This window comes from Methylobacillus sp. (assembly GCF_036844465.1).
GTDB lineage: Bacteria > Pseudomonadota > Gammaproteobacteria > Burkholderiales > Methylophilaceae > Methylobacillus.
In genome coordinates this window covers 130014-153785 of the sequence record NZ_DAIUFW010000002.1, presented here as the reverse complement: position 1 = coordinate 153785, position 23772 = coordinate 130014, and the positions used below count along the sequence as shown (strand labels likewise).

At 57.4% G+C, this 23772-nt stretch carries 26 protein-coding genes; 18 read left to right on the top strand and 8 right to left on the bottom strand.

All coding sequences use genetic code 11. The features are described from left to right. Positions 1-127: 127 nt before the first annotated feature. Genes flhB through motD form a run of 7 tightly spaced genes read left to right on the top strand, consistent with a single transcriptional unit; the run spans position 128 to position 7902 of the window. Positions 128-1273 (top strand): flagellar biosynthesis protein FlhB, encoded by a 1146-nt coding sequence (gene flhB / locus V7Z75_RS03070; RefSeq protein ID WP_334107140.1) that lies wholly within the window; start codon positions 128-130, stop codon positions 1271-1273. A 3-nt stretch (positions 1274-1276) separates the two neighbouring features. Beyond that, entirely contained in the window at positions 1277-3349 is a 2073-nt protein-coding gene (gene flhA, locus V7Z75_RS03065; protein WP_334107138.1) for a flagellar biosynthesis protein FlhA, read from the top strand. Next, positions 3346-4770: a flagellar biosynthesis protein FlhF gene (gene flhF / locus V7Z75_RS03060; protein WP_334107136.1), complete on the top strand. Its 1425-nt coding sequence runs from the start codon at positions 3346-3348 to the stop codon at positions 4768-4770. The genes flhA and flhF overlap by 4 nt, the downstream gene beginning before the upstream one ends. Next, complete coding sequence (locus V7Z75_RS03055; protein ID WP_334107134.1) at positions 4767-5588, top strand: MinD/ParA family ATP-binding protein; 822 nt, start codon at positions 4767-4769, stop codon at positions 5586-5588. The genes flhF and V7Z75_RS03055 overlap by 4 nt, the downstream gene beginning before the upstream one ends. A 16-nt stretch (positions 5589-5604) precedes the next feature. Then, the gene (locus V7Z75_RS03050) at positions 5605-6342 is read left to right on the top strand and encodes an RNA polymerase sigma factor FliA (protein ID WP_334107132.1); all 738 of its coding nucleotides are present in this window, start codon (positions 5605-5607) and stop codon (positions 6340-6342) included. Then, the gene (locus tag V7Z75_RS03045; RefSeq protein WP_334107131.1) at positions 6324-7064 is read left to right on the top strand and encodes a flagellar motor protein; all 741 of its coding nucleotides are present in this window, start codon (positions 6324-6326) and stop codon (positions 7062-7064) included. Before V7Z75_RS03050 ends, V7Z75_RS03045 begins: the two co-directional genes overlap by 19 nt. 25 nt (positions 7065-7089) lie before the next feature. Next, entirely contained in the window at positions 7090-7902 is an 813-nt protein-coding gene (gene motD, locus V7Z75_RS03040) for a flagellar motor protein MotD (protein WP_334107130.1), read from the top strand. Between the two features lie 82 nt (positions 7903-7984). Here motD and V7Z75_RS03035 read toward each other — a convergent pair whose 3' ends face one another. The 3 genes from V7Z75_RS03035 to flgA all read right to left on the bottom strand — a co-directional run bounded on the left by V7Z75_RS03035 (position 7985) and on the right by flgA (position 9615). Beyond that, positions 7985-8434 (bottom strand): flagella synthesis protein FlgN, encoded by a 450-nt coding sequence (locus tag V7Z75_RS03035; RefSeq protein ID WP_334107128.1) that lies wholly within the window; start codon positions 8432-8434, stop codon positions 7985-7987. A 30-nt stretch (positions 8435-8464) separates the two neighbouring features. Then, the gene (flgM, locus tag V7Z75_RS03030) at positions 8465-8767 is read right to left on the bottom strand and encodes a flagellar biosynthesis anti-sigma factor FlgM (protein WP_334107126.1); all 303 of its coding nucleotides are present in this window, start codon (positions 8765-8767) and stop codon (positions 8465-8467) included. Between the two features lie 140 nt (positions 8768-8907). Beyond that, positions 8908-9615 (bottom strand): flagellar basal body P-ring formation chaperone FlgA, encoded by a 708-nt coding sequence (gene flgA, locus V7Z75_RS03025; RefSeq protein WP_334107124.1) that lies wholly within the window; start codon positions 9613-9615, stop codon positions 8908-8910. A 223-nt stretch (positions 9616-9838) separates the two neighbouring features. On the opposite strand from flgA, the gene flgB reads away from it, so the two are divergent. From flgB to flgL, 11 genes are all read left to right on the top strand, one after another. Next, positions 9839-10234, top strand: a complete 396-nt coding sequence (gene flgB, locus V7Z75_RS03020) for a flagellar basal body rod protein FlgB (protein ID WP_334107123.1) — start codon at positions 9839-9841, stop codon at positions 10232-10234. Positions 10235-10260: 26 nt separating this feature from the next. Next, positions 10261-10680, top strand: a complete 420-nt coding sequence (flgC, locus tag V7Z75_RS03015; RefSeq protein WP_334107121.1) for a flagellar basal body rod protein FlgC — start codon at positions 10261-10263, stop codon at positions 10678-10680. Positions 10681-10713: 33 nt separating this feature from the next. Next, positions 10714-11400 (top strand): flagellar hook assembly protein FlgD, encoded by a 687-nt coding sequence (locus tag V7Z75_RS03010; protein WP_334107119.1) that lies wholly within the window; start codon positions 10714-10716, stop codon positions 11398-11400. 33 nt (positions 11401-11433) lie between these two features. Next, positions 11434-12672, top strand: coding sequence for a flagellar hook protein FlgE (gene flgE / locus V7Z75_RS03005; RefSeq protein WP_334107117.1), 1239 nt, complete (start codon positions 11434-11436; stop codon positions 12670-12672). Between the two features lie 220 nt (positions 12673-12892). Next, positions 12893-13633 (top strand): flagellar basal-body rod protein FlgF, encoded by a 741-nt coding sequence (gene flgF, locus V7Z75_RS03000; RefSeq protein ID WP_334107116.1) that lies wholly within the window; start codon positions 12893-12895, stop codon positions 13631-13633. A 75-nt stretch (positions 13634-13708) separates the two neighbouring features. Further along, a complete protein-coding gene (flgG, locus tag V7Z75_RS02995; RefSeq protein WP_334107114.1) occupies positions 13709-14494 on the top strand; it encodes a flagellar basal-body rod protein FlgG in 786 nt (261 codons plus the stop codon). Between the two features lie 25 nt (positions 14495-14519). Then, the gene (locus V7Z75_RS02990; RefSeq protein ID WP_334107113.1) at positions 14520-15185 is read left to right on the top strand and encodes a flagellar basal body L-ring protein FlgH; all 666 of its coding nucleotides are present in this window, start codon (positions 14520-14522) and stop codon (positions 15183-15185) included. Then, the gene (locus V7Z75_RS02985; protein WP_334107112.1) at positions 15182-16297 is read left to right on the top strand and encodes a flagellar basal body P-ring protein FlgI; all 1116 of its coding nucleotides are present in this window, start codon (positions 15182-15184) and stop codon (positions 16295-16297) included. The genes V7Z75_RS02990 and V7Z75_RS02985 overlap by 4 nt, the downstream gene beginning before the upstream one ends. A gap of 12 nt (positions 16298-16309) precedes the next feature. After that, a complete protein-coding gene (flgJ, locus tag V7Z75_RS02980) occupies positions 16310-17200 on the top strand; it encodes a flagellar assembly peptidoglycan hydrolase FlgJ (protein WP_334107110.1) in 891 nt (296 codons plus the stop codon). Between the two features lie 60 nt (positions 17201-17260). Beyond that, positions 17261-19198, top strand: coding sequence for a flagellar hook-associated protein FlgK (gene flgK / locus V7Z75_RS02975; protein ID WP_334107108.1), 1938 nt, complete (start codon positions 17261-17263; stop codon positions 19196-19198). A 14-nt stretch (positions 19199-19212) separates the two neighbouring features. After that, the gene (flgL, locus tag V7Z75_RS02970; RefSeq protein WP_334107106.1) at positions 19213-20127 is read left to right on the top strand and encodes a flagellar hook-associated protein FlgL; all 915 of its coding nucleotides are present in this window, start codon (positions 19213-19215) and stop codon (positions 20125-20127) included. 98 nt (positions 20128-20225) lie between these two features. On the opposite strand, the gene V7Z75_RS02965 is transcribed toward flgL, so the two are convergent. From V7Z75_RS02965 to fliO, 5 genes are read right to left on the bottom strand one after another with little or no spacing between them, the layout of a single operon-like run. Further along, a complete protein-coding gene (locus tag V7Z75_RS02965; RefSeq protein WP_334107382.1) occupies positions 20226-21440 on the bottom strand; it encodes an EAL and HDOD domain-containing protein in 1215 nt (404 codons plus the stop codon). Between the two features lie 21 nt (positions 21441-21461). Then, the gene (fliR, locus tag V7Z75_RS02960) at positions 21462-22277 is read right to left on the bottom strand and encodes a flagellar biosynthetic protein FliR (protein WP_334107104.1); all 816 of its coding nucleotides are present in this window, start codon (positions 22275-22277) and stop codon (positions 21462-21464) included. A 9-nt stretch (positions 22278-22286) separates the two neighbouring features. Further along, positions 22287-22556, bottom strand: a complete 270-nt coding sequence (fliQ, locus tag V7Z75_RS02955; protein ID WP_334107381.1) for a flagellar biosynthesis protein FliQ — start codon at positions 22554-22556, stop codon at positions 22287-22289. Positions 22557-22573: 17 nt separating this feature from the next. Then, positions 22574-23323, bottom strand: a complete 750-nt coding sequence (gene fliP / locus V7Z75_RS02950; RefSeq protein WP_334107102.1) for a flagellar type III secretion system pore protein FliP — start codon at positions 23321-23323, stop codon at positions 22574-22576. Positions 23324-23329: 6 nt separating this feature from the next. Continuing rightward, positions 23330-23770, bottom strand: coding sequence for a flagellar biosynthetic protein FliO (gene fliO / locus V7Z75_RS02945; RefSeq protein WP_334107100.1), 441 nt, complete (start codon positions 23768-23770; stop codon positions 23330-23332). Positions 23771-23772: the final 2 nt, after the last annotated feature.

Genomic DNA, 23772 nt, shown 5'->3' with positions numbered 1-23772 from the left:
CAGGAATAACCGGTTTTCCCCCTTCTATTCTTCAATTTCATTATTTTCACTGTGTCCAATAATGCAGCCATCCGAGAGGTAGCTGTCTGCTCATGTGGCTACCTCCATCAATGAAGGACAGCAGGACATGGCACAAGACAGCGATCTGGAGAAAACGGAATTACCCACGCCGCGGCGCATAGAAAAAGCCCGCGAGGATGGGGATGTTCCGCGTTCGCGCGAGTTTTCCACCTGCACCGTGCTATTGGCGGGCGGTATTGGCTTGATGGCGATGAGCGGCCGCCTCAACCAGGCCATGCTGGGTAATATGCATGCCAATCTCAGTCTCAGCCGTGAGGCGGCGTTCGACTTCAACCTGTTGCTCACCAAGATCGTCAGCGGCGTCATGGAATTGCTGATTGCTTTCGCGCCATTCGTTCTGCTGCTGTTGATTGTGATTGTGGGCTCCCCTGTCCTGATTGGCGGCTGGAACTTCAGCAACAAAGCGTTCATTCCCAAGTTCGGCAAGCTCAATCCGCTCAACGGCATCAAGAACCTGTTCTCAAAAAATTCCCTGGTCGAACTGATCAAGGCTGTTCTCAAGGCCATCCTGGTGGGTGGAGTTTCTTATTTGGTCATGTCCCATGATTTCGAAGCCATTCTTTCACTTTCCACCCAATCGCTGGAAAACGGCATTGCCCAGGTGGATAACATCCTGATCAAGGGTTTCCTGTTCATCGTTTCCGCCCTGGTATTGATTGCCCTGATCGACGTGCCTTACCAGCGTTGGAGCTACACCAACAAGCTCAAGATGACCAAGGAAGAAGTGAAGCAGGAAGCCAAGGAAAGCGAGGGCAACCCACAAATCAAGGGCCGCATCCGCCAGCAACAGCGTGAAATGGCACGCCGTCGCATGATGGCGGAAATCCCCAAGGCCGATGTCGTCATCACCAACCCGACTCACTATGCGGTTGCCATCAAATATGACGAACATGCGATGGGAGCGCCGCGCGTGATTGCCAAGGGCGCAGATGATATCGCGCTCAAGATCCGCGAGATCGCCAGCGAACACAAGGTGCCTACCCTGGAATCTCCCAAGCTGGCCCGCGCGCTGTTCGCGCACACCGAACTGGGCGACGAAATCCCGCAGGCGCTGTATTCCGCCGTGGCGGAAATCCTCGCCTATATTTTCCAACTGAGAACCTACAAGACCCAAGGCGGCTATTACCCTGACATGCCAACCACGCTGGACGTGCCGGATGCCATGGACCCGCACCTGAAAGGAGCCCGATAAGCCATGAACTCGTTCAAACTTCCTGCCTGGCTGAACGGCGGCAGCTCCATGGCGGCACCTATCATTATCGTCATGCTGCTGGCCATGATGATCCTGCCGTTGCCGGCCATCGCGCTGGATGCGCTGTTCACTTTCAATATCGCGCTTTCCATCCTGGTGCTGCTGGTCGGCCTGCAAACCGCCAAGCCACTGGACTTCATCGCCTTCCCCACCGTATTACTGGTCACCACCATGTTGCGCCTCTCGCTGAACGTGGCATCGACCCGCGTCGTGCTGACCGAAGGCCATACCGGGCCTGACGCCGCTGGGAAAGTGATTGAAGCATTTGGCCATTTCCTGATCGGCGGCAACTATACCGTGGGTATCGTGGTATTCGTGATTCTCACCATCATCAACTTCGTCGTGGTCACCAAGGGCGCGGGACGTATCGCTGAAGTAGGCGCGCGTTTCACTCTGGATGCCATGCCCGGCAAACAGATGGCGATCGACGCCGACCTGAACGCAGGGTTGATCGGTGAGGAAGAGGCCCGCAAGCGCCGCAAGGAAATCGGCCAGGAAGCCGAGTTCTACGGCGCGATGGACGGTGCCAGCAAATATGTGCGCGGTGATGCGGTAGCGGGCATCCTGGTCATCGTCATCAACATCATCGGCGGCCTGATCGTCGGTGTGGTGCAGCACGACCTCAGCTTTGCCGACTCCATCAAGAACTACACACTGCTGGCCATCGGCGACGGCCTGGTGGCCCAGATTCCCGCGCTGATCATCTCGGTGGCTGCCGGCGTGGTCGTCTCCCGTGTGGCCGACGACCGCGACATCGGCAACCAGTTGATGGAGCAGTTGCTTTCCAAGCCGCGCGCCATTTATGTCACTTCTGCGATTATCGCCGGGCTAGGCCTGGTGCCCGGCATGCCGCATTTCGCATTCCTAGTATTGGCCGCATTGCTGGCCACAGTTGCTTACTCCGTTGAGAAAAAACAGCAGGTTCAGGCTGCCGAGCCAGAGAAAGCGCCAGCGCCGGTGGCAGATTCACCGGAGGCAAGCTGGGATGATGTAATGCCTGTGGACGTAATCGGCCTGGAAGTCGGCTACCGCCTGATTCCGCTGGTCGATACTGCCCAGGGCGGCGACCTGCTCAAGCGCATCAAGGGATTGCGCAAGAAATTCGCGCAGGAAGTCGGCTTCCTGCCCCCCCCCATCCATATCCGCGACAATCTGGAGCTGCGCCCCGCCGGTTACCGCATCACTCTCAAAGGCGTCGAGATCGCCAGCGGCGAATCCTTTCCAGGGCAATACCTGGCAATCGACCCCGGCAATGTCACCGGCCCGCTAAACGGCACGCCAACCATAGATCCTGCCTTCGGCCTGCCAGCCGTCTGGATCGAGGGCAACATGCGCGACCAGGCGCAGGCAATGGGCTACACCGTAGTGGATACCAGCACCGTAATCGCCACCCACCTCAACCACATGATCACCTCCCATGCCGCAGAATTGCTCGGCCGCCAGGAAGTGCAGCAACTGCTGGACCATATCGGCAAGGAATCACCCAAGCTTGTCGAGGATCTGGTGCCCAAGCTACTCAGCCTGTCCGCTGTGCAAAAGGTATTGCAAAACCTGCTGGTGGAAGGCGTGCATATCCGCGATATGCGCACCATCATCGAAACCCTGTCCGAGTACGGCCCTCGCGTGCAGGATACGGACGAACTCACCTCGCTGGTGCGTGTGCAGCTTGGGCGTGCCATCGTGCAGCAGCTATTCCCCAGCGGCAACGAAGTGCCTGTAATGACGCTGGACCACAATCTCGAACGCCTGCTGATGCAGGCATTGCAGGCAAGCGCCAATGGCGGCGCGGCCCTGGAGCCCGGCCTGGCGGAAACCCTGTCCGTGCAGACCGCCAATGCCGCCAAACAGCAGGAACAAATGGGGCTGGTGCCGGTATTGCTGGTGCCCGGCTCGCTGCGCACCGCCCTGTCGAAATTCCTGCGCCGCGCTGCCCCGCGCCTGCGCGTGCTCTCGCATGAAGAATTACCTGATACCAAAACCATACGCGTTACCAGCCTGATTGGAGGCCAAGCATGAATATCAAACGTTATGTCGGAAAAAACTCCCGCGAAGCCTTGAACATGGTCAAACAGGAGTTGGGCGCTGATGCCGTCATCCTCTCCAACCGTGCCGTCGAAGGCGGTATCGAGATCCTGGCCTTCCGTGAAGAGGACATGGCTACCCTGGTGGCAGGCAACCAGCAAAAAACTACCCCTGCTCCCGCGCCACAGGCGCCAGCACCGGCAGAGGAAGAAACACTGGTTTCCATGCTGAGCCGCCGCCAGCGCGTCTTGAAAACAGCCGAGCCCCTGAACCATCAGGCATTGCAACAGCAGCGCGTGCAGGGCTCCAGCAAAAAACCCGCTGCAAGAGTGCAGCCGACCGAACCCAAGGTGATTCATCCTCAGGCAATTGCATCCAAGATTGCGGCAACGCAAGCTGCGGCACCCCAGCCACAGCCCGCCAGCGCCACCATGGAGCAGCACCAGCAGGCGCAGCGCGAAATCGCCAGCATGATGCAGGAGCTGCGCTCCATGCGCGGCTCCATCGAATCGCAATTGACCGAAATGGCCTGGGGCAATATCCAGCAGCGCGACCCCGTCAAATCCAGCATCCTGCGCACCATGATCGCCGCGGGCTTCAGCGCGGGCATGTCGCGCCAGATTGCCGAAAAAGCGCCTGCCGACCGCAGCGAAGCCGACGCCATGAAATGGCTGCATCAGGTCATCGGCAACAACATCCATACCATCAGCGATGAGCAGCAGATTCTGGATCAGGGCGGCATCTATGCGCTGGTCGGCCCGACAGGCGTCGGCAAGACCACCACCACCGCCAAGCTCGCCGCCCGCTTTGTCATGAAGCACGGCGCGGGAAAACTTGCGCTGATCACCACGGATTCCTACCGTATCGGCGGCCATGAGCAACTGCGCATTTACGGCAAGATCCTCGGCGTCATGGTGCATGCGGTCAAGGACGAGGCCGACCTGCGCATCGCGCTCAACGAACTCAAGGGCAAGCACACCATACTGATCGACACCGTAGGCGTCAGCCAGCGCGACCGCATGGTGGCCGAGCAGATCGCCATGCTGTCCAATACCGGCCTGCCCATCAAGAAAATCCTTTGCCTGAACGCCACCAGTTCCGGTGAAACGCTGGCAGACGTCATGGATGCCTACAAGCGCCGCGGACTGGACGGCTGCATCCTCACCAAGCTGGATGAAGCGGCCTCCATCGGCAGCGCGCTGGATATCATCATCCGCGAGCGCCTCAAGGTGTATTACATTGCCAACGGCCAGCGCGTGCCCGAGGATATCCACCTCGCCAACAGCACTTTCCTGGCGCACCATGCTTTCAAGATGGCACGCAACAGAAACGAGCAATTCCAGTTCCGTAATGAGGAAATGCCGTTTCTCATGGCCAATGTCGCCACCTCAAGCGTCACAGGAGACCAGGCATGATTCCGCATAAAGACCAGGCCGCAGGGTTGCGCCGCTTGATGGCCGGCCCCAGGCCCAGAGTGATCTCCCTGCTTTCCGCGGCGAGTAAGACAGAGCACGCCAGGCTGATGGTCAACCTGGCCGCCTCCCTGCAGCGCCAGGGCAACAAGGTGCTGATCATGGAAGCCACCCCGGCTTCCATTCTGGAGGCGAAGCACTATGGCATCGACGCAGAGCAAGGCACTTTACTGGAAGCCGTGATGCGCCCCGAGCTGCACCAGCCTTTCATGATTCAGCGCGAAGGCTTCGCGGCGGCCAAGCTGCTGCCGGAAAGTTCTGCCTGCCGCCTGCTGCAGGACGAGGCCATCCACGCGCAGGTCGAGCGGATATTCTCCGCCATGACCAGCCAGCACGACGTCACTTTGGTCGATGCGGCGCTCTCGATGCAGGAAGCGATGCCGCTGCATACGCTCAATCATGGGGAAATCATGATCCACATGACGCGCGAAGCCAATTCCATCACGCAGGCTTATACCCTGATCAAGCAACTCTGCCAGCAGGTGGGCAGGCGCTCGTTTGATATCGTGGTTTCCCACTCCAACGAAGCGCAGGCGCAGGTGATCTTCAACAATATCGCCACCGTGGCGCGCCAGCATCTTTACATAGAGCTGCATTTCGCAGGACTAATCCCCGCTGACGAGCATCTGGGCATTGCCGCAAGGCTGGGCCGCAGCGTTATTGACGCCTTTCCCATGGCCAAGGCTTCCGCAGCATTTAAAGCATTGGCAGGCAAAATAGACCATAATAGCGTTTTGCTACCGGAAGCCTCGCTCAGTTAATAGGACGACAGTATTGATGTACACGCCGCATGGAAAAACCAGCCAGAAGGAAGACCTGCTGAAGCAGCATGCAAGCCTGGTGAAAAAAATTGCGTATCAGCTCAAGGCCAAGCTGCCTGCCAGCGTGGATATCGATGACCTGATCCAGGCTGGCATGATGGGCTTGCTGGATGCGACCAACCGCTATGAGGACAACCATGGCGCGCAATTCGAGACCTATGCCGCCCAGCGCATACGCGGCTCCATGATCGACGAACTGCGCCGTGCCGACTGGCTGCCGCGTAGCGTGCGCAAAAACATGCGCGACGTCGAAACCGCCGTCAACGCACTGGAGCAAAAGCTGGGGCGCCCGCCCAGCGAAGGCGAAATCGCCCGCGAGCTCAACCTCTCCATGGACGATTTCCAGGGAATGCTGGACGATTGCAGCGGCCACCAGCTTATCTATTACGAAGATTTCAGCGATCCGGACAGCGGCAATGACCATTTTCTGGATCGCTACCAGTCCGATGATTCCGGCGACCCGCTGAAAGCCCTGCTTTCCACCGACTTCCGCGAAGCCCTGATCGAGGCCATCGAATCATTGCCGGAACGTGAAAAAATCCTCATGGGCCTATATTACGAACAGGAAATGAACCTGAAGGAAATCGGCGCCGTTATGGGCGTCTCCGAATCACGGGTATGCCAGTTGCATACCCAGGCCGTCGCCCGCCTGCGCGCCAAGCTGAAAGAGAACCTGTGGACTGGAGCAGCCTAGGCGGACTGCTGCTTGCCCTGGCGGGAATTCTGCTGGGACAGGCATTCGAGGGCGGCAAGATCAGTTCGTTGATCCAGCCTTCCGCCTTTCTCATTGTCCTCTTCGGCACCATCGGCGCGGTTCTGCTGCAAACCCGCCCGGCCTTCTTCCTGCAGGGTATCCGCCTAGTGAAATGGATTTTCCTGCCTCCGGATGACGATAGAATCAAGATCGCCCGCCGCATCAGCACCTGGAGCCAGATCGCCCGCCGCGATGGCATCCTGTTGCTGGAAAACCATATGTACTCGGAGCAGGACCCTTTCGTCAAAACCGCCCTGCGCCTCGTCATTGACGGCACGCCGCCCGAGAAAATCCGCGATATCTGCAATGTCGATATCAACCGCTACGAGTCCGCGCAACGCAATGCCGTCAAAATCTGGGAAGCAGCAGGTGGCTACGCCCCCACCGTCGGCATCCTGGGCGCGGTGCTGGGCCTGATCCACGTCATGGAAAACCTCTCCGACCCCGCCAGGCTGGGTAGCGGCATCGCGGTCGCCTTTGTTGCCACCATTTACGGCGTCGGCTTCGCCAACCTCCTGTTCCTGCCGGTGGCCAACAAGCTCAAGGCCCTGGTGCAATTACAAACCACGCGGCGCGAAATGGTCGTGGAAGGCATGGTAGGCATTGCCAATGGCGAAAACCACAAGATTATCGAAGAGCGGCTGAACGCTTATTTGCGCTAGATTCTTGCACTGAATCCGGGAAAACATGGGCAGAAGAAGAAAATTTGAAGAAGATCCGGAAAATCATGACCGCTGGCTGGTTTCCTATGCCGATTTCATCACCCTGCTGTTTGCCTTTTTCGTGGTCATGTATGGTATTTCCTCGGTCAACGACCAGAAATACAAGGAACTGACCTCCGCGCTGGGCAGCGCATTCAGCGGCAATATCAAGGAACAGAGCCCGCACAGCCCACCCCCTTCGCCAGAAAAATCTGCCCTGACAGACAAAAATGTCCTGCAAACTCCGCCTGCCTCTTCATTGGTCAATGCGTTGCCGCTGACGCGCCTGCAGAATGAAAGAAGGCGCAGGGAGCAGGAAAGCATCGCCAACATGGTGGCCAAGCTGAATCAAACGCTGGGTTCCCTGACCGCCGATGGCAAAATCAATATCAGCAAAACCAGCCGCGGCGTGCGCATCGACATTGCGGACGGCGTGCTGTTCCCTGCTGGCTCCGCTGACATCAAGACCGAAGCCAATACCCCGATCAATGACATCTCCCAGGTATTGGCCGACAAACCGTATATCATTCAGGTGGAAGGCCATACCGACAACCTGCCCATCCGCAATGTCCAATTCCCCTCAAACTGGGAACTCTCCGCCACACGCGCCACCAGCGTGGTGCGCAAGATGATAGACGACGGCCTGAACCCGCAACGGCTAAGCGCGGTCGGCTATAGCGATACGCAACCGATTGCCGACAACGACACGGCAGAAGGCCGCGCGCAGAACCGACGCGTTTCTATCATGGTGTTGTATGAGAAGCCTGCTAAGGCAGAAGTTGGGACGACCAGCAATTAAGCTGTCACTGATAGCCGATTGAAAAGACAATAAAACAAAAAGCCGGGCAAATTACCCGGCTTTTTGTTTTTCAACCCTTTAATCAGGCTTGTGCATTGTAGAGCCTTGAGCCAGAACTTGCCTGACCATTCGGCCCGTAAAATTGTCCTGCAGCAGGAGTCCGGCCCAAGACGTCCAGCGCCTGCTGATTACGGTTGATTTGTTTGGTGATCAAAATACCATTGACCCGGTTGAGTTCCTTGGCTTGTTCGACCAAGCCCTGGAAACTTTCCCAGGAAGCCTGGATGTCAGCGCCCTGCCGGGCAATCCAGTTCGCTAAGCCACGCTCGTCGGCCTCAAACCCCAAGGCAGATACTGCCTGGTAACGAGATTTCGCCTGTGTGCTGATATCCTGCAGGACACGCGACTTCTCGTTGAGCAAATCCTCCATCATATCCACATCCACCTTGACCAAACTGGCCTGCTCTCTCTTCAAAAGTTCGAGCAGATGGGTGGTCAACGCAATCTCGCGTTCAAAACTGGCTGTGGTCATGGTCAGGATTCCTTTTTTTCCTGCGCAGCCTTAACGTGGCGCTGACAGCAGGTCTTTCACTGTGTTGATCAAGCCATCCGCAACCTTTTCAGAATCTACCCTGAACTGGCCGCTGGAAATGGCGGATTTGATCGCGTTTACCTTGTCGGCGTCATATATTTGCTCGTTGGCGCCGGCGGCGGCGATGGATTGCAGTTGCGCTGCCAATGGGGACAGGGTGACACTTTCACCGGCTACCGATGCCTTGGTTTCGCTGGCACGGGGCGCTGGCTTGTTCTCTGTCTTTTCATTGTTGAGCGTCACTGCTTTTTGAAGTGCGTCATTGATTTTCATGGCAATTCCTTAAGCTGGTTCATCATACGGCATTAAAATATGCCAATATAATGCACTTATCGGCAGCAGTTTTGTTAACTTTAGTAAAAAAACAATGCTTGCCCAAAGTCGCCTCCTGCCACAAGCCAAACCACCTACATTTAGAAAACCACTTCAATCAATCCGCCTGCCCTTGCCAGGCCGCTTACCACCTGTCCATTGCCAACCTTCACCTTCACGCGCTGGCCCTCGCCCGCGTTGTTGAGCGCCGTGCCTTCCGCCGACACCTTGAATCCTTCGCCAATGGTGTTGAGCACCACTTTCTGTCCCTGCTGCACCACAGGCACCACGCGCAGCATCTCCTGGCGCAACACTGTTCCCGCTGCCAGCGGCACATAAACGGAACGCCCGACCGCCTGGCTCGCTTCCGTGAAGACATTGGGCGGCAATTTGGCCAAGTCGCCCTGTCCTTTTGCCAGGTCCTGGTCGCTAATGACATGCCCTTGCGCCAGCGGGCCAGCCGCAATCAGGTAGTCCACCATGATCTGGACATTGGCCTGCACATAGACGGTCCAGACCTGCGGCGCGTTGCAGCGTACACCTACGCTGGTTCGCCCCATGATCTTGCTGCCTGTCGGCAAAAACATCTGCATATTGTCACAACGCGCCAGCTTGAGACGCGCATCCACCGCGACCGCCGAAACCGAAACATTGCCCGGCAGGCCAGCGCTCTGTGCCAGCAGAAAACGCTCGACTTCCAGCCGCAATTGCGTCAAGTCCTGGTGCTGGATGGTGGCAAGAACCGGCATGCTCCATAAACAGGCGATCAGCAGAGCAAGCACGCGCCCCATGTCATATACTCGTTTCATCGCATCCCTCCCTGACTCCAAATCCATCCTGCATGAGCACATTGCCATGCAAGCTGTATTCTACTGAGCCGCGCAAACATGCAAGCGGGAAACAAGAAGGGAAAATCCCGTTTATTCATGCAATGGGATTTGCCTGTTAGGTCCTAGACTCGCAATCATCTGAAATAACGGCAGCCGCGCGCATTTCTTCACCGCCGCCGTTAGCCATTGGAGGTGTACGAAGATGAACAAACTGGATGCCACACTCAATTTCCACGAGACCGCGTTACGCGTGCGCGGGCAACGCCAGGAATTGCTGGCGGCCAATATCGCCAATGCCGATACGCCGGGCTACAAGGCGCGCGACATCAATTTCGCCGATACCTTCAAGCAGGCGCTGGTAGGTTCGGCAGGCGGCCTGCAGACCGATACCACCAACCCGGCGCATATCCCCGCAACCGCCAGCCACCAGAACGGCGTGCTGTACCGCGCCATGATCCAGGGCAGCGTCGACGGCAACACCGTGGACATGGATGTGGAGCGCGCACAGTTTGCCGACAACGCTTTGCGTTATGAAGCCAGCGTCAACATGATCAGCGGCCAGATCAAGAAACTGCTTTCCGCCATCCAGGGCCAGTAGCCACCCTTTCATGAAAGGAGACATCCATGTCGCTTTTTAATGTATTCAATATTTCCGGCTCCGCGATGAGCGCCCAGGGCCAGCGTCTCAATGTAGTGGCAAGCAATCTGGCCAATGCCGACAGCGTCACCAGTTCCAACGGCCAGCCTTACCGCGCCAAGCACATCGTGTTCTCCGCAGTGCCCGTCAACGGCAACAACGGCCAGGGAAATACTGCCCAGGGCGTGAAAGTGCAGCAGGTGGTGGAAGACCAATCCGCGCCGCAACTCAAGTACGACCCCAAGCATCCCCTGGCTGACGAAAACGGCTATGTCGCCATGCCCAACGTCAATGTCACAGAGGAAATGGTCAACATGATCTCGGCATCCCGCTCCTACCAGAACAATGTCGAAACCATGAACGCAGCCAAATCCATGCTGCTCAAAACATTGACCATCGGCCAATAAACCAATTAGCTAACCTGAAAGCGAGCAAATATCATGACAGGTACTTCAGGCATTTCCGACGCGCTGCTTGCCAACATGAACAAAACCAGCGGCAGTAGCAACGCCAGCAGCATTTCCGAAACCCAGGACCGCTTCATGAAGCTGCTGATCGCGCAGATGAAAAACCAGGATCCGCTCAACCCGATGGACAACGCCGAAGTCACCAGCCAGATGGCGCAATTGTCCACGGTCACCGGCATCGAAAAGATGAATGCCACCCTGGCCTCTTTCATCAGCAGCATGCAGGCCACGCAGGCCCTGCAATCATCCAGCCTGATCGGGCACACGGTGTTGGTGGAAGGCGGCAGCACCTATCTTGCCGACAGCGATGTCGAAGGCGAATCCGCCGCCTATTTTGGCGTCGAACTGCCGATCGGCGCGGACCAGCTCACCGTCAATATCAAGGACAGCGCCGGCAAGGTGGTGAAAACCATTTCCGTCAGCAACCAGCCGGCAGGCATCTCACAACTGGGCTGGAACGGCTACGGCGACGATGGCACCAAGCTGGACAATGGCCGCTACACCATCGAGGCCACCGCAACCACGGGCAACACCACCGTTGCCTCATCCACCCTGAGCTATGAGCAGGTGATGAGCGTTTCCACCGGTTCGGATGGCGTCAAGCTCAACCTGAGCAATCTGGCAGCCATCACTTCCGACCAGATCAAGCAGATTTTCTAACGACAACCCAGCTATTTTTTCCAGGAGAACAATATGGCTTTCCAACAGGGTTTGAGCGGGCTCAATGCCGCTTCAAAAAATATCGAGGTCATCGGCAATAACGTCGCCAATGCCAGCACCGTGGGCTTCAAGCAATCGCGCACGGAATTTGCCGATGTCTATGCCAATTCCCTCGGCGGCGGCAGCGCCTCCAAGATCGGCATCGGCACCAAGATCGCCGCGATTACGCAACAGTTCACCCAGGGCAATATCTCCAATACCAACAACCCCTTGGATGTGGCGATCAACGGCAACGGCTTTTTCCGCATGAGCGACAACGGCACCATCACCTATACCCGCAATGGTCAGTTCCAGTTAGATAAGGAAGGTTTTATCCAGAATGCGACTGGACAGCGTCTGACCGGCTATCCCATGATTACCTCTCCCAGCGGCGAGCGCACCGTTAACCAAGGCGCGCTGGTTGAACTGCAGATCGATGCATCAGATATTCCTCCTCGCACCACGACATCTATCACCGGGCCATTGAATCTGGATTCACGCGCAGAAGTCAAGGATCCGGCATTATTCAATATCGCTGACCCAGCAACGTACAACCATGCCACCCCTATCGAGGTATTCGACTCCTTGGGCAACTCCCAGTCCGTGCAGTTGTATTATCTCAAGAGTGATGTCACAGCTTCGCCTGCAAGCACTACATGGACTGTCATGGCGAGCGCGAACGGCACTTCGCTTGGACAGGTTGGCACCATGGAATTTGATGGTTCAGGCATGAATCCAACCATGACGCTTTCCCCGCTCAGTATCCCGCTTACTAGCGGTGGCCTGTCACCAATGGCAGTCAATCTCAACCTGACAGGCAGCACCCAATTCGCCAACTCATTCAGTGAAAGTGAACTGGCGCAGGATGGTTATGCCGCCGGACGCCTGTCCAGCTTCAGCGTGGGCGCGGATGGCTCCATCCTGGGCCGTTATTCCAACGGTCAGAGCGCCGTGCTGGGCCAAGTTGCATTGGCTAATTTCCGCAACCTGAATGGCTTGCAGCCGCTAGGCGACAACCAATGGGCTGAAACCTCTGATTCCGGCCCTCCTATCGTCGGTGTTGCCAATTCAGGCGGTCTGGGCGTGATGCAGTCCTACCGCCTGGAAGAGTCTAACGTGGACCTTACGGCAGAGCTGGTCAACATGATTACTGCGCAACGCGTCTACCAGGCCAATGCACAGACGATCAAGACCGAAGACCAGATCATGCAAACCCTGGTCAACCTGCGTTAATGCATTGAACATGGTTTTGCATTCGAGCATATAACCGTGGCAGGCTGCCTTGCGCTACGCCCGAATGCAAACCAAGAACCATCATATTAAAAGCGGCTAACAAAACTCAGCGAAGCGCTCCTGGCTAGACGCTCTGCCGCAGACAGTACAAGTCGTACGGCAAGGCAGAGCAACGACGCCAGGAGAGTTTTGTTAGTCGCTAAAAACGAAAGGAATCGCCATGGACCGCCTGATCTATACCGCCATGACCGGCCTGAAACACATCATGGAGCAGCAATCGACCACGTCCAACAACCTGGCCAACTCCACGACCACCGGTTTCCGCGCCCAGATAGACAGCTTCCGCGCGGTTCCTGTCCTGAGCGAAGGCATGCCGACACGCACGTTTGTGGTGGATGCCACCGTCGGCACCAATTTCAACAGCGGCGTAATCCAGACCACCGGCAACGAACTGGATGTCGCCATCCGCGACCGCGGCTGGTTTGCCGTGCAACGGCCTGACGGTTCGGAAGCCTATACCCGCAACGGCAGTTTCAAGCTGAATGAAAATGGCGTGCTGCAAACCAAGGACGGCCTGACCGTGCTTGGCGAGAACGGCCCCATCACCATCCCGTCCGAAGCCAAGGTCGCCATTGCCAATGACGGCACGGTATCGGCAGTTGCCTCCAATGTCGTGCCGCTGTTCACCACCATGATAGGCCGCCTGAAACTGGTGAACCCCGACAACAGCGAAATGGTGCGCGGCACAGATGGCTTGTTTGAAACGAAGAATGGTCAGCCATTGACTGCCGATGCCGCCGTCACCGTCGCCAGCGGCGCGCTGGAGAGCAGCAATGTGAACGTGGTGGAGGAAATGGTGAACATGATTACCCTCGCCCGCCAGTTCGACCTGCAAACCAAGCTGATCCAGAACGCGGAGAATAACGCCACAAAAGCCGGTCAGATCTTCAGTTTGAGTTAGGCAGAGCTGGAGTAGCATAGCTATTGAATTCCAGAATCCCGGCAGCTCCAGGCTGCCATTGCAAAGGAGCAGACCATGATACGTTCGCTATGGATCGCCAAGACCGGCCTCGATGCACAGCAAATGCAGATGGACGTGATCACCAATAACCTGGCGAACGTCAGCACCAACGGCTTCAAGAAAAGTCGCGCCGTATTCGAGGATTTGCTCTACCAGAACATCCGCCAGCCCGGCGCGCAATCCTCGCAGCAAACCCAGTTACCTTCCGGCCTGCAGCTCGGCACCGGCGTGCGCCCGGTCGCGACCGAGCGCATCCACACCCAGGGCAACCTGCAGCAGACCGGCAACAGCAAGGATGTCGCCATCAGCGGCGAGGGGTTTTTCCAGGTATTGCTACCTGACGGTTCCACCGCCTATACCCGCGACGGCGCTTTCCAACTCGACAACCAAGGGCAACTGGTCACCGCCAGCGGCTACACCGTGCAGCCCGCCATCATCGTGCCGCCCAATGCATTGAGCCTGACCGTGGCGCGTGACGGTACCGTATCCGTGGTGCTGCCGGACAACCCGAACAGTGCCGTGCAGATCGGCACATTCCAACTAGCGACCTTCATCAACCCCGCCGGCCTGCAATCGCAAGGCGAGAACCTGTATATCGAAACTGCCGCCTCGGGCGCGGCCAACGTCAACCAGCCTGGCATGAATGGCACCGGCCTGCTGATCAACCAGTATGTGGAAACCTCCAACGTCAACGTGGCGGAAGAACTGGTCAGCATGATCCAGACCCAGCGCGCCTATGAGATCAACAGCAAGGCGATTTCGACTTCCGATCAGATGCTGCAACGTCTGTCGCAACTGTAATAGAGGCACAGGCAGGATGAACATCATGACACTTCTCCGATCAAGCCGCTGGCTGGCGCTAGGCATGTTGCTGGCGCTGGCTGGCTGCTCAGTAGCGCCCAAGACCATCACGCAGGCGCCCAACACCGCGCGCCCCGCTTATCCGGCGCAAACCAGCTACAACAGCGGCGGCATTTACAGCCCCTCCACCTACCGTCCCCTGCTGGAAGACAAACGCGCGCGCCTGGTCGGAGACACCATCGTCATCAATATCACGGAAAACACTGCGGCCAGTAAATCCGGCACCAATTCCGCCAGCAAGAAGGGCGACGTGAGCGCGGGTGTGACCAACCTCTTCGGGACCGCTTTCCCAAAACTGAGCGCCAGCGCGAATTCGGACAACTCCTACAATGACGCTGCCGCTGCCAATTCGCGCAACGCCTTCACCGGCACCATCAGCGCTACCGTGATTGAAGTGCTGCCCAACGGCAACATGGTCGTCAGCGGCGAGAAGCAGGTGGCATTTGACCGTGGCACCGAGTTCGTGCGGGTGTCCGGCGTCGTCGATCCGATGTATATCTCCAACGGCAACACCATCGCCTCCAGCCGCGTGGCTGACGCGCGCATCGAATACCGCACCAACAGCACGATTGATACCGCACAGGTGCTTTCTATCCTGACCCGGTTTTTCCTGAGCCTGGCACCGCTATGAACATCATTCTGAAAAAATCCGCCGCCGCCCTGCTTCTCGCGCTTGCCGGCATCGCGTTTTCCAATAGCACGCAGGCAGAGCGCATCAAGGACCTGACCACCATCCAGGGCGTACGCTCCAACCAGTTGATCGGCTACGGCCTGGTAGTCGGCTTGGACGGCACAGGCGACCAGACCACGCAAACCCCGTTCACGGTGCAAAGCATCGTCAGCATGATGCAGCAGATGGGCGTCAACCTGCCGCCCGGCACCAACCTGCAGTTGCGCAACGTCGCCGCCGTGATGGTGACCGGCAACCTGCCGCCCTTCGCGCAACCGGGCCAGAACATGGATGTTACGGTTTCCTCCATGGGCAACGCGCGCAGCCTGCGCGGCGGCACTTTGCTCATGACCCCGCTCAAAGGCGCTGACAACCAGGTATACGCAATGGCGCAAGGCAATCTGGTCATCGGCGGCGCGGGCGCAGGCGCCAGCGGCAGCAGGACCCAGATCAACCACTTGGGCGCTGGCCGCATTTCCGCAGGCGCCATTGTCGAACGCGCAGTGCCCAGCCAGTTGACTGAAACCAGCACTATCAGGCTGGAATTGAAGGAAGCCGATTTCTCCACCGCCAGCATGGTGGTCGACGCCATCAACAAGCGTTTCGGCAATGGCACTGCCACGCCTCTTGATGGCCGCGTGATCCAGGTGCAGCCGCCCATGGACACCAACCGCATCGCCTTCCTCGGCAACCTGGAAAACCTAGATATCAAGCCATCGCAAGGCGCGGCCAAAGTCATCCTCAATGCCCGCACCGGCTCGGTGGTCATGAACCAGGCCGTGACGCTGGACGATTGCGCCATCTCGCACGGCAATCTTTCCGTGGTCATCAACACAGCCCCTGCCATCAGCCAGCCTGGCCCGCTTTCTGGTGGACAGACCGTCGCCACTCAGGTTTCCCAGGTGGAAATCAACAAGGAGCCGGGACAGGTCATCAAGCTGGACAAAGGCACTTCCCTGGCCGATGTGGTCAAGGCATTGAATGCCATCGGCGCCACGCCACAAGACCTGCTTGCCATCCTGCAGGCCATGAAGGCAGCAGGCTCCCTGCGGGCCGACCTGGAAATTATCTAGGGAAACACAGACATGGCTGCCTACAATTTCAACACGGATATCAGCGGTAGGATCGCCGCCGATGCGAACAGCCTGAACAACCTGAAATACGCCTCGCGCGACAACAGCCCGGAATCCATCAAGCAAGCCGCCATCCAGTTTGAAGCGCTTATGGTGAATATGATGCTGAAAAGTATGCGCGATGCCACCCCCAAGGAAAGCATGTTCGACAGCGAGCAGAGCCGCACTTTTCTGTCCATGCTCGACCAGCAACTGAGCCAACAGATCGCCAGCCGCGGCACCGGCCTCGCCGATATGCTGGCGCGGCAGTTGCAGGGCAAACTCGACAGCGTGACGCCGGAAACGCTGGATTCCCTGACATCAGCAAATAACTTTGCGCCTACCCAAAGAAGCATGCCTGCCAATGCAAGCGCATCCATGGCCGCGAGCAACCAGGCCATTCCACAGAATTCGCGTGAATTCGTGCAGCAGATGCAGCAGCACGCGGAAGCCGCCAGCCAGGATAGTGGCATCCCCGCGCACCTGATGCTGGGCCAGGCCGCGCTGGAAACCGGCTGGGGAAAACGCCAGATCACCGGCACCGATGGCACTCCCAGCCATAACCTGTTCGGCATCAAGGCCGGGCCGAACTGGAAAGGCCAGACCGTGGAGGCGCTGACGACGGAATATATCAACGGCGCGCCGCAAAAGCGCATCGAGAAATTCCGCGCCTATGATTCCTACGCCGATTCATTCCGTGATTTTGCAAACCTGATGCAGAACAACCCCCGCTATGGCAACGTCATGAACAATACTCATAATGCCGCCGGATATGCCCAGGCCATGCAGGATGCTGGCTATGCCACCGATCCCAGTTATGCCAGCAAGCTGCGCCGGGTGATCGAGAGCGTGCGTAGCGCATGAAGTAAAGTTTACGGTTTTCATGCCGTTCATTCACTTACGTTACATTGAGCGATATCTATTATGTCTAACATCTTCAACATCGGTAAAACCGCGCTGAACGCCGCTCAGGTCGGCCTCAGCGTCACCGGACATAACATTGCCAATGCCAAGACCGATGGCTATTCGCGCCAGGTCATCGTGCAGGGGACCAATACCCCGCAGAACTGGGGCTTCGGCTACGTGGGTAACGGCACGCAGATCAATACCATCAGCCGCGTATACAACGACCTTCTGGCACGCCAGATCAACAACAGCCAAGCCATTGCGAGCGCGAGCAATACCCAGCTTTCCAACATCAACCAGATCAACAACATGCTGGCTGATTCCGACGCCGGACTCTCCCCGGCCATTCAGGATTTCTTCGCGTCCATCAACGATCTGGCTGCTGCTCCCAATGACGCGGCATCACGTCAGGCCATGCTATCCAACGGTCAAGCCTTGGTCAGCCGCTTCAACAGCCTGGGTAGCCGTTTGCAGGAAATGCAGGCCTCGGTCAATTCCCAGCTCGCGGCCAGCGTGACAACAGTCAACCAATACGCCAAGGAAATTGCACGCCTGAATGACGCAATTGATATTGCGACCTCAGCCACCGGCCAACCACCGAACGACCTGATGGACCAGCGCGATCAACTGGTGCTGGCGCTCAACAAGGAAATCAAGGGCACGGTCGTGGTGCAGGATGGCAACAAGTACAATATCTCGATCGGCAATGGCATTCCGCTGGTCAATGGTCTGAATGCCTATTCCTTGAGCACGGTCAACTCCCCTACCGACCCCAGTAGATTGGAAGTGGCATACCAAGTCGGCTCCACCATTTCCATCCTTTCTGAACAAAGTCTGCAAGGCGGCACCATCGGCGGCCTGATCGAATATCGTCGCGAAACCTTGGACAAGACCCAGAACACCCTTGGGCAGATTGCCGTTGCACTGGCGCAGTCATTCAACACCCAGCACCAGCAAGGGCTGACCAACAACAACGTGCAGGGCGGAAATTTCTTCAACATCCCGGCGCCGCTGGTGAACGCCAACAGCCGCAACAACGGCGATGCGGAGATATCCAGCAGCATTGTCGATGCGAACCTGCTCACCGCGAGCGATTACCGCCTGCGCTACGACGGCTCCAACTACACAATTACCCGGCTTAGTGACAACACAGTGCAAACCTTCGGCAGCCTGCCGCAAACCGTGGATGGCGTCAGCTTCACACTCACAAACGGCACCTTCGATACCGGGGACGAGTTCCTGATCAGGCCAACTGCCAATGCCGCGAGCGACCTCTCCATGGCAGTCACGCAGATTGCCGACATTGCCGTGGGCGCGCCCGTCGTCGGCACTTCCGCCGCCAGCGGCAATACCGGCAATGGCGCCATCAGCGGCGCAACCGTGGGGAGCGGCTATGCGGGTTCGCCGTTATCCAGCCCGTTCACGCTGAGCTACAACAGCGGCGACTTGTCCGGCTTTCCCGCGGGCGAGCCGGTTACCGTCACGACCACTGCCGGTGTCACCACAACTTATCCGGCAGGCAGCACGGTCCCTTATAGCGCTGGCGCTTCCATCAATGTAGCCGGGATCAGCTTCAGCCTGAGCGGCAGCCCGGCCAATGGCGATCAATTCACCGTTGCCGCCAACACCAGCAATGCCGCTGGCGACAACCGCAACGCCCTGCAGATGGCGACCTTGCAATCCGCCAAGATCATGCTCAACGGCACCGCCTCTTACCAGGATACCTTCAACCGGCTGGTCAGCTATGTCGGCAACCGCACGCGCGAACTGCAGGTCACTGGCGCTGCCGAGGACGAGTTGCTGCAGCAATCCATCACGACACAGCAAGGTGAATCCGGCGTCAACCTGGATGAAGAAGCAGTCAACCTGATCCGCTACCAGCAAGCCTACCAGGCCGCAGGCAAGGTCATGCAAATTGCCAGCACCCTGTTCGACACGATCCTGGCAATCAGATAATCAAGGAGTTTGCCATGCGCATCAGCACCAACACTATTTTCCAGAACGGCCTCAACAAAATATCGCAATTGCAGGTTGAGCAAGACCGCCTGATGCAACAGATTGCCAGCAAGAAGCGCATCCTGACGCCTGCGGATGACCCGATCGGCGCCGCGCGCGCACTGGAATTGCAAAATGCGCAGCGCATCAATACGCAGTTCGAACGCAACCGCATGTTTGCCGAGAACAGCATGAATGCTGTGGAGGGTAACCTGCAAAGCGTCACCGACCTGCTGATTGCCGCCAAGAGCCGCCTGGTGGAAGCGGGCAATGCTTCCTACGACGATGTCCAGCGCAGTTATCTCGCCGTTGACCTGCGCAATGACCTGGAGGCATTGACCGCGCTGGCCAATGCCACCGATGGCAGCGGCAACTATCTGTATGGCGGTTACAGGACAGACGCCGCGCCCTATACTGCGTCCAGCACCGGGGCCACCTATAATGGCGACCAGCAGACGCGCCAATTGCAAGTAGCCAGCAGCCGCCAGCTCGCCATCACCGATACAGGTCCCAATGTATTCCAGGCCAATGGCCATGACGCATTCGCCGCATTGGCGCAAATCGCCAGCCTGCTGGAAACGCCTGTTACCGATGCCGCAAGCGCCCAGGCACTGCAAGACGGCCTGAACGCAGCCAGCACCTCGCTGCAATCCACGCTGGATAATGTGCTGACCGTCCGTGCACGCAACGGCTCCGGCCTCAAAGAACTGGAAGCACTCAATACTGATGGCAGCAACCGTGACCTGCAATACGCCCAATCGCTCTCGGACCTGCAGGACCTGGATTACGCTAAGGCATTGTCCGACCTCGCCAAAGAACAAACCGTGCTGGAAGCGGCGCAAAAAGCGTTTGTAGCCACCACAGGCTTGTCTCTCTTCAATCTGCTATAAGTCTTCAGCAGCATCGCACATTAAAAAAGCCGGAATGTTCCCGGCTTTTTTTAATGCATTTTATTGCACCCTAGTTAACTACATACTAGCTAACTACCCTATACTCCCAGTGCCTCTACCCAAGCCAATGCTGCAATGTGTGAATCATTTACCTTGTTCGGGTCAATCTGCAAGCTATCAGCCAACAGCATGAGCTGGGCGCTGTCCTGGTTCTCACAGGCCTCGGCCAATTGCAGGAAAGGCCCATATATTCCCTGCCGATGCAGCAATGCATCCTGAATAGTTTCTGGCAAATCCACTTTCTCCAGCACACGCTCCATCGGCATTTCCAGCAATAAATCCAGCATGGAGAATACGCCAGCCACAAACAAGTTATCCCGGCCTGGCTTGTCAAAATATCCCTCGCCCAGCAATTCGGTCAGGCGACCACGGGTAATGCAGGTCTTCATCAACGCAGGCGATGCCGATTTTTCGCCTGCCGTGATCATAAGTAAGGTCAGCCAGCGGTAAAGCTGCTTGGTGCCGATAATCGTGATGGCATGGCGCAACGACTGGATTTCGCAGGACAGGCCGAAACCGACGGAGTTGATGTAGCGCAACAACTTGAAAGAGAGTGCGGCATCACGCTTGAAGCCGTTTTCGATGTCGCGAATATCGGCATCGCGGCTGATCATGTTCAACAAATCCAGTACCGCCGAAAAGGCAGGATTGATGACCTTTGCAGTGAAGGTTTGCGTGCGCGCGAAATAGAAGCCTTGAATCAGGGGAAAGCCGATGATCTTGCATGCCTCATACTGGGCGCGCTCTTCTACCTTCTCTGCCACCACAATGATATCCAAGGTTTGGTATTCCAGGAAACGCCGGGCAGCTTCATCCACGGTATAGGCCTGCATATCGATCTTGGCATAATCTGCATGGTCGACAAGTGGAGAGCCGACCAGCGATACTCCCCTATCCTTGAACGCAAGGCGATACCCGCGCCTGCGCAGGAACTGGCACCGCTCAAGCACTGCCGGGCTGGGTGCTATCCCGGTTTCCAACTCCAGCACCGTCTTGGCAGGCGGCAGCAATTCCAACAGCTCGCTATGCAGCATTTCCTCACTGATATTGAGGAACGCCTGTTTATCCCCAAGCAGCCATTGGGTGCCCATATCGTTGATAGTATTGACCAGGACGCGGTTACAGGCTTGCAGACTATCTTCAAAGACTGCCGTCGTCGCCTCGGCGCTATGCCGGAAATACAGTTCATACGCTACGATCTTCTGTTGAAGATCCATGATCGGCTGACGGCCGATATAAGCCCGGTCTTGCATCATAATTCTCACACTCTCAGATTACATTTTGTTCATGATACCCGCAGGACTGCCGCTCGCAGCCGGATGGGCGATTTCCTGCATGAAGCCCATGCTTGCATACATCAGTTTCTGTACCGGCTGCATCATATAGGGCAAGGCCAGCATCAACATCAGGAAACCAAGCGTTATTGTAATCGGGAAACCGATTCCGAACAGGTTGAGTTGCGGCGCCGTCCTTGTCAATATGCCCAGCGCAAGGTTTGCCATCAGCAAGGCCGTGATGATGGGCAGGGAAATCAGTAATCCGGCGCTGAATATCTGCCCGCCCCACAAAGCAATCTTGTAGGCATTCAACCCCCAATAGGGCTCTGCCGTGATGGGAAAGCTGGAAAAGCTTGCCAACAGCGTTGAAATCACGACCAGGTGCCCGTCGATGGCGAGAAAAATCAGCATGGCCATGACGACGAGGAACTGGCCGATCGCGGTGCTTTGCCCTTGCGTCTGTGGATCGTAGAACATGGCGAAACCCAGCCCCATGGTCATGCCGGCGGCATGGCCCGCGAGTTCGACCGCAGTGAAAATGATGCGCAGGCTGAACCCCATGGCCGCGCCGATCAATATCTGCTGCACAAAAATCAGCAGACCGCTCATGGAAAATACCGTCACTGGCGGAATCTCGGGCAAGGCCGGCATCACGGCAACGGTCAGCACCAGGCCGAGGGCAAGCTTGATGTTTCTGGGCAAAGCGCGATGGTTGAACAAGGGGGCCACGGCGATGAAGGCGAGAATGCGCGCCAGCGGCCACATCAAGGTCGCTATCCAGCCTTGCAGGAATTCAGCAGTGACCGTGACCACACCGATACCTTACCCGGCGAGGGCGGGAATATTGGTGAACACCGCCCTGATATAGTCCGTCATCACTGACAGCATCCATGGGCCTGCAATCAGCAAGGTGAGAAATACGCCCAGCAGCTTGGGAATAAAGGTCAAGGTAGCCTCGTTGATCTGGGTGGCAGCCTGGAAAATACTGACCAGCAAGCCAATTGCCAGCACCACCAGCAATATCGGTCCCGCCATCATCAGCAATACTTCCACCGCCTGGCGTCCCATAGTCATGACCTGTTCCGGACTCAAGCTCATCCCGATCTCCTTCAATAAAAACTTTGTGCCAGCGAGCCCAGCAACAATTGCCAGCCATCCACCAGCACGAACAGCATCAGTTTGAACGGCAAGGCCACGATCGCGGGCGACACCATCATCATCCCCATCGACATCAGGATGCTCGCCACCACCATATCAATGATGAGGAAAGGGATGAAAATCGCAAAGCCGATCTGGAAAGCCGTTTTCAGTTCGCTGGTGACAAAAGCAGGCACAAGCACACGCAATGGCACTTCTTCAGGAGTAGCAACGGCATCCGTGCGCGACATCTTGAAGAACAGGGCCAGGTCGGGTTCCCGGGTCTGCTTGAGCATGAACTCCTTAAGCGGCGCAGCACCGCGTGTCATGGCCTCCTGCATGGTGATGCGGTCTTCGTCGAACGGCTGGTAAGCCTCGGTATAGATGCGCTCGAACACCGGCCCCATGACAAAGAAAGTCAGGAACAGCGCCAGCCCCACCAGCACTTGGTTGGGCGGGGAAGACTGCGTGCCCAATGCCTGGCGCAACAGGGATAGCACAATGATGATACGGGTGAAGCTGGTCATCATCAGCAGCATCGCGGGCAGGAAGGATAGCGATGTGAGCAAAATCAGCGTCTGTATGCTCAGGGAATAGCTCTGCCCGCCACCAGCCGTGGGCTGGCTATTGATCAGGCCCAGGCCGCCTTCAGCCGCATGCCCCAGCAATGGCAGGCCAAGCAGCGCCAGTGATAGTAATAAATGAAAATAACGGGAGAACATGGCGACTCAGGGCTTTCTTTGCAGGGATTTGCTCAGCCAGGCTGAAAATGGCACGGTAGCCGGGCCAGAAGCAGGTTGATCCAGTGGAGTTTCCTCGCCAGGCTCCAGGTCCGCCAGGCTAGTGACCTGTCCAGGCGCCACGCCCAGCACCAGCCAGCGCCCCGCCACCTCGACCACAACCACTTTCTCACGGTGGCCCACGCTGACACCGCCCACAATGCGCACCACAGATTGCTGCCTGAGCCCAGGCGTCATACGCTTCATCAGCCAGGCAATCGCCATCATGACCGCCAGCACCAGGCCCAGGCCCAATACCATCCGCAGCAGGCTACCGCTGGCGGATACCTCGGCCACTTCAGCGGCAGCATATGTCCATGCCGGCACCATCAGCGCGGCGGCAGCGAAAACCCGGTTGCCGGCGCGTAACGCAATGTTCTTTATGAGCATGA

Excerpts from the sequence above, each read along its gene's own strand:
- flhB (WP_334107140.1), top strand. The coding sequence starts at position 128 with ATGGCACAAGACAGCGATCTGGAGAAAACGGAATTACCCACGCCGCGG.
- flhA (WP_334107138.1), top strand. The coding sequence starts at position 1,277 with ATGAACTCGTTCAAACTTCCTGCCTGGCTGAACGGCGGCAGCTCCATG.
- flhF (WP_334107136.1), top strand. The coding sequence starts at position 3,346 with ATGAATATCAAACGTTATGTCGGAAAAAACTCCCGCGAAGCCTTGAAC.
- V7Z75_RS03055 (WP_334107134.1), top strand. The coding sequence starts at position 4,767 with ATGATTCCGCATAAAGACCAGGCCGCAGGGTTGCGCCGCTTGATGGCC.
- V7Z75_RS03050 (WP_334107132.1), top strand. The coding sequence starts at position 5,605 with ATGTACACGCCGCATGGAAAAACCAGCCAGAAGGAAGACCTGCTGAAG.
- motD (WP_334107130.1), top strand. The coding sequence starts at position 7,090 with ATGGGCAGAAGAAGAAAATTTGAAGAAGATCCGGAAAATCATGACCGC.
- V7Z75_RS03035 (WP_334107128.1), bottom strand. The coding sequence starts at position 8,434 with ATGACCACAGCCAGTTTTGAACGCGAGATTGCGTTGACCACCCATCTG.
- flgM (WP_334107126.1), bottom strand. The coding sequence starts at position 8,767 with ATGAAAATCAATGACGCACTTCAAAAAGCAGTGACGCTCAACAATGAA.
- flgA (WP_334107124.1), bottom strand. The coding sequence starts at position 9,615 with ATGAAACGAGTATATGACATGGGGCGCGTGCTTGCTCTGCTGATCGCC.
- flgB (WP_334107123.1), top strand. The coding sequence starts at position 9,839 with ATGAACAAACTGGATGCCACACTCAATTTCCACGAGACCGCGTTACGC.
- flgC (WP_334107121.1), top strand. The coding sequence starts at position 10,261 with ATGTCGCTTTTTAATGTATTCAATATTTCCGGCTCCGCGATGAGCGCC.
- V7Z75_RS03010 (WP_334107119.1), top strand. The coding sequence starts at position 10,714 with ATGACAGGTACTTCAGGCATTTCCGACGCGCTGCTTGCCAACATGAAC.
- flgE (WP_334107117.1), top strand. The coding sequence starts at position 11,434 with ATGGCTTTCCAACAGGGTTTGAGCGGGCTCAATGCCGCTTCAAAAAAT.
- flgF (WP_334107116.1), top strand. The coding sequence starts at position 12,893 with ATGGACCGCCTGATCTATACCGCCATGACCGGCCTGAAACACATCATG.
- flgG (WP_334107114.1), top strand. The coding sequence starts at position 13,709 with ATGATACGTTCGCTATGGATCGCCAAGACCGGCCTCGATGCACAGCAA.
- V7Z75_RS02990 (WP_334107113.1), top strand. The coding sequence starts at position 14,520 with ATGACACTTCTCCGATCAAGCCGCTGGCTGGCGCTAGGCATGTTGCTG.
- V7Z75_RS02985 (WP_334107112.1), top strand. The coding sequence starts at position 15,182 with ATGAACATCATTCTGAAAAAATCCGCCGCCGCCCTGCTTCTCGCGCTT.
- flgJ (WP_334107110.1), top strand. The coding sequence starts at position 16,310 with ATGGCTGCCTACAATTTCAACACGGATATCAGCGGTAGGATCGCCGCC.
- flgK (WP_334107108.1), top strand. The coding sequence starts at position 17,261 with ATGTCTAACATCTTCAACATCGGTAAAACCGCGCTGAACGCCGCTCAG.
- flgL (WP_334107106.1), top strand. The coding sequence starts at position 19,213 with ATGCGCATCAGCACCAACACTATTTTCCAGAACGGCCTCAACAAAATA.
- V7Z75_RS02965 (WP_334107382.1), bottom strand. The coding sequence starts at position 21,440 with ATGCAAGACCGGGCTTATATCGGCCGTCAGCCGATCATGGATCTTCAA.
- fliP (WP_334107102.1), bottom strand. The coding sequence starts at position 23,323 with ATGTTCTCCCGTTATTTTCATTTATTACTATCACTGGCGCTGCTTGGC.
- fliO (WP_334107100.1), bottom strand. The coding sequence starts at position 23,770 with ATGCTCATAAAGAACATTGCGTTACGCGCCGGCAACCGGGTTTTCGCT.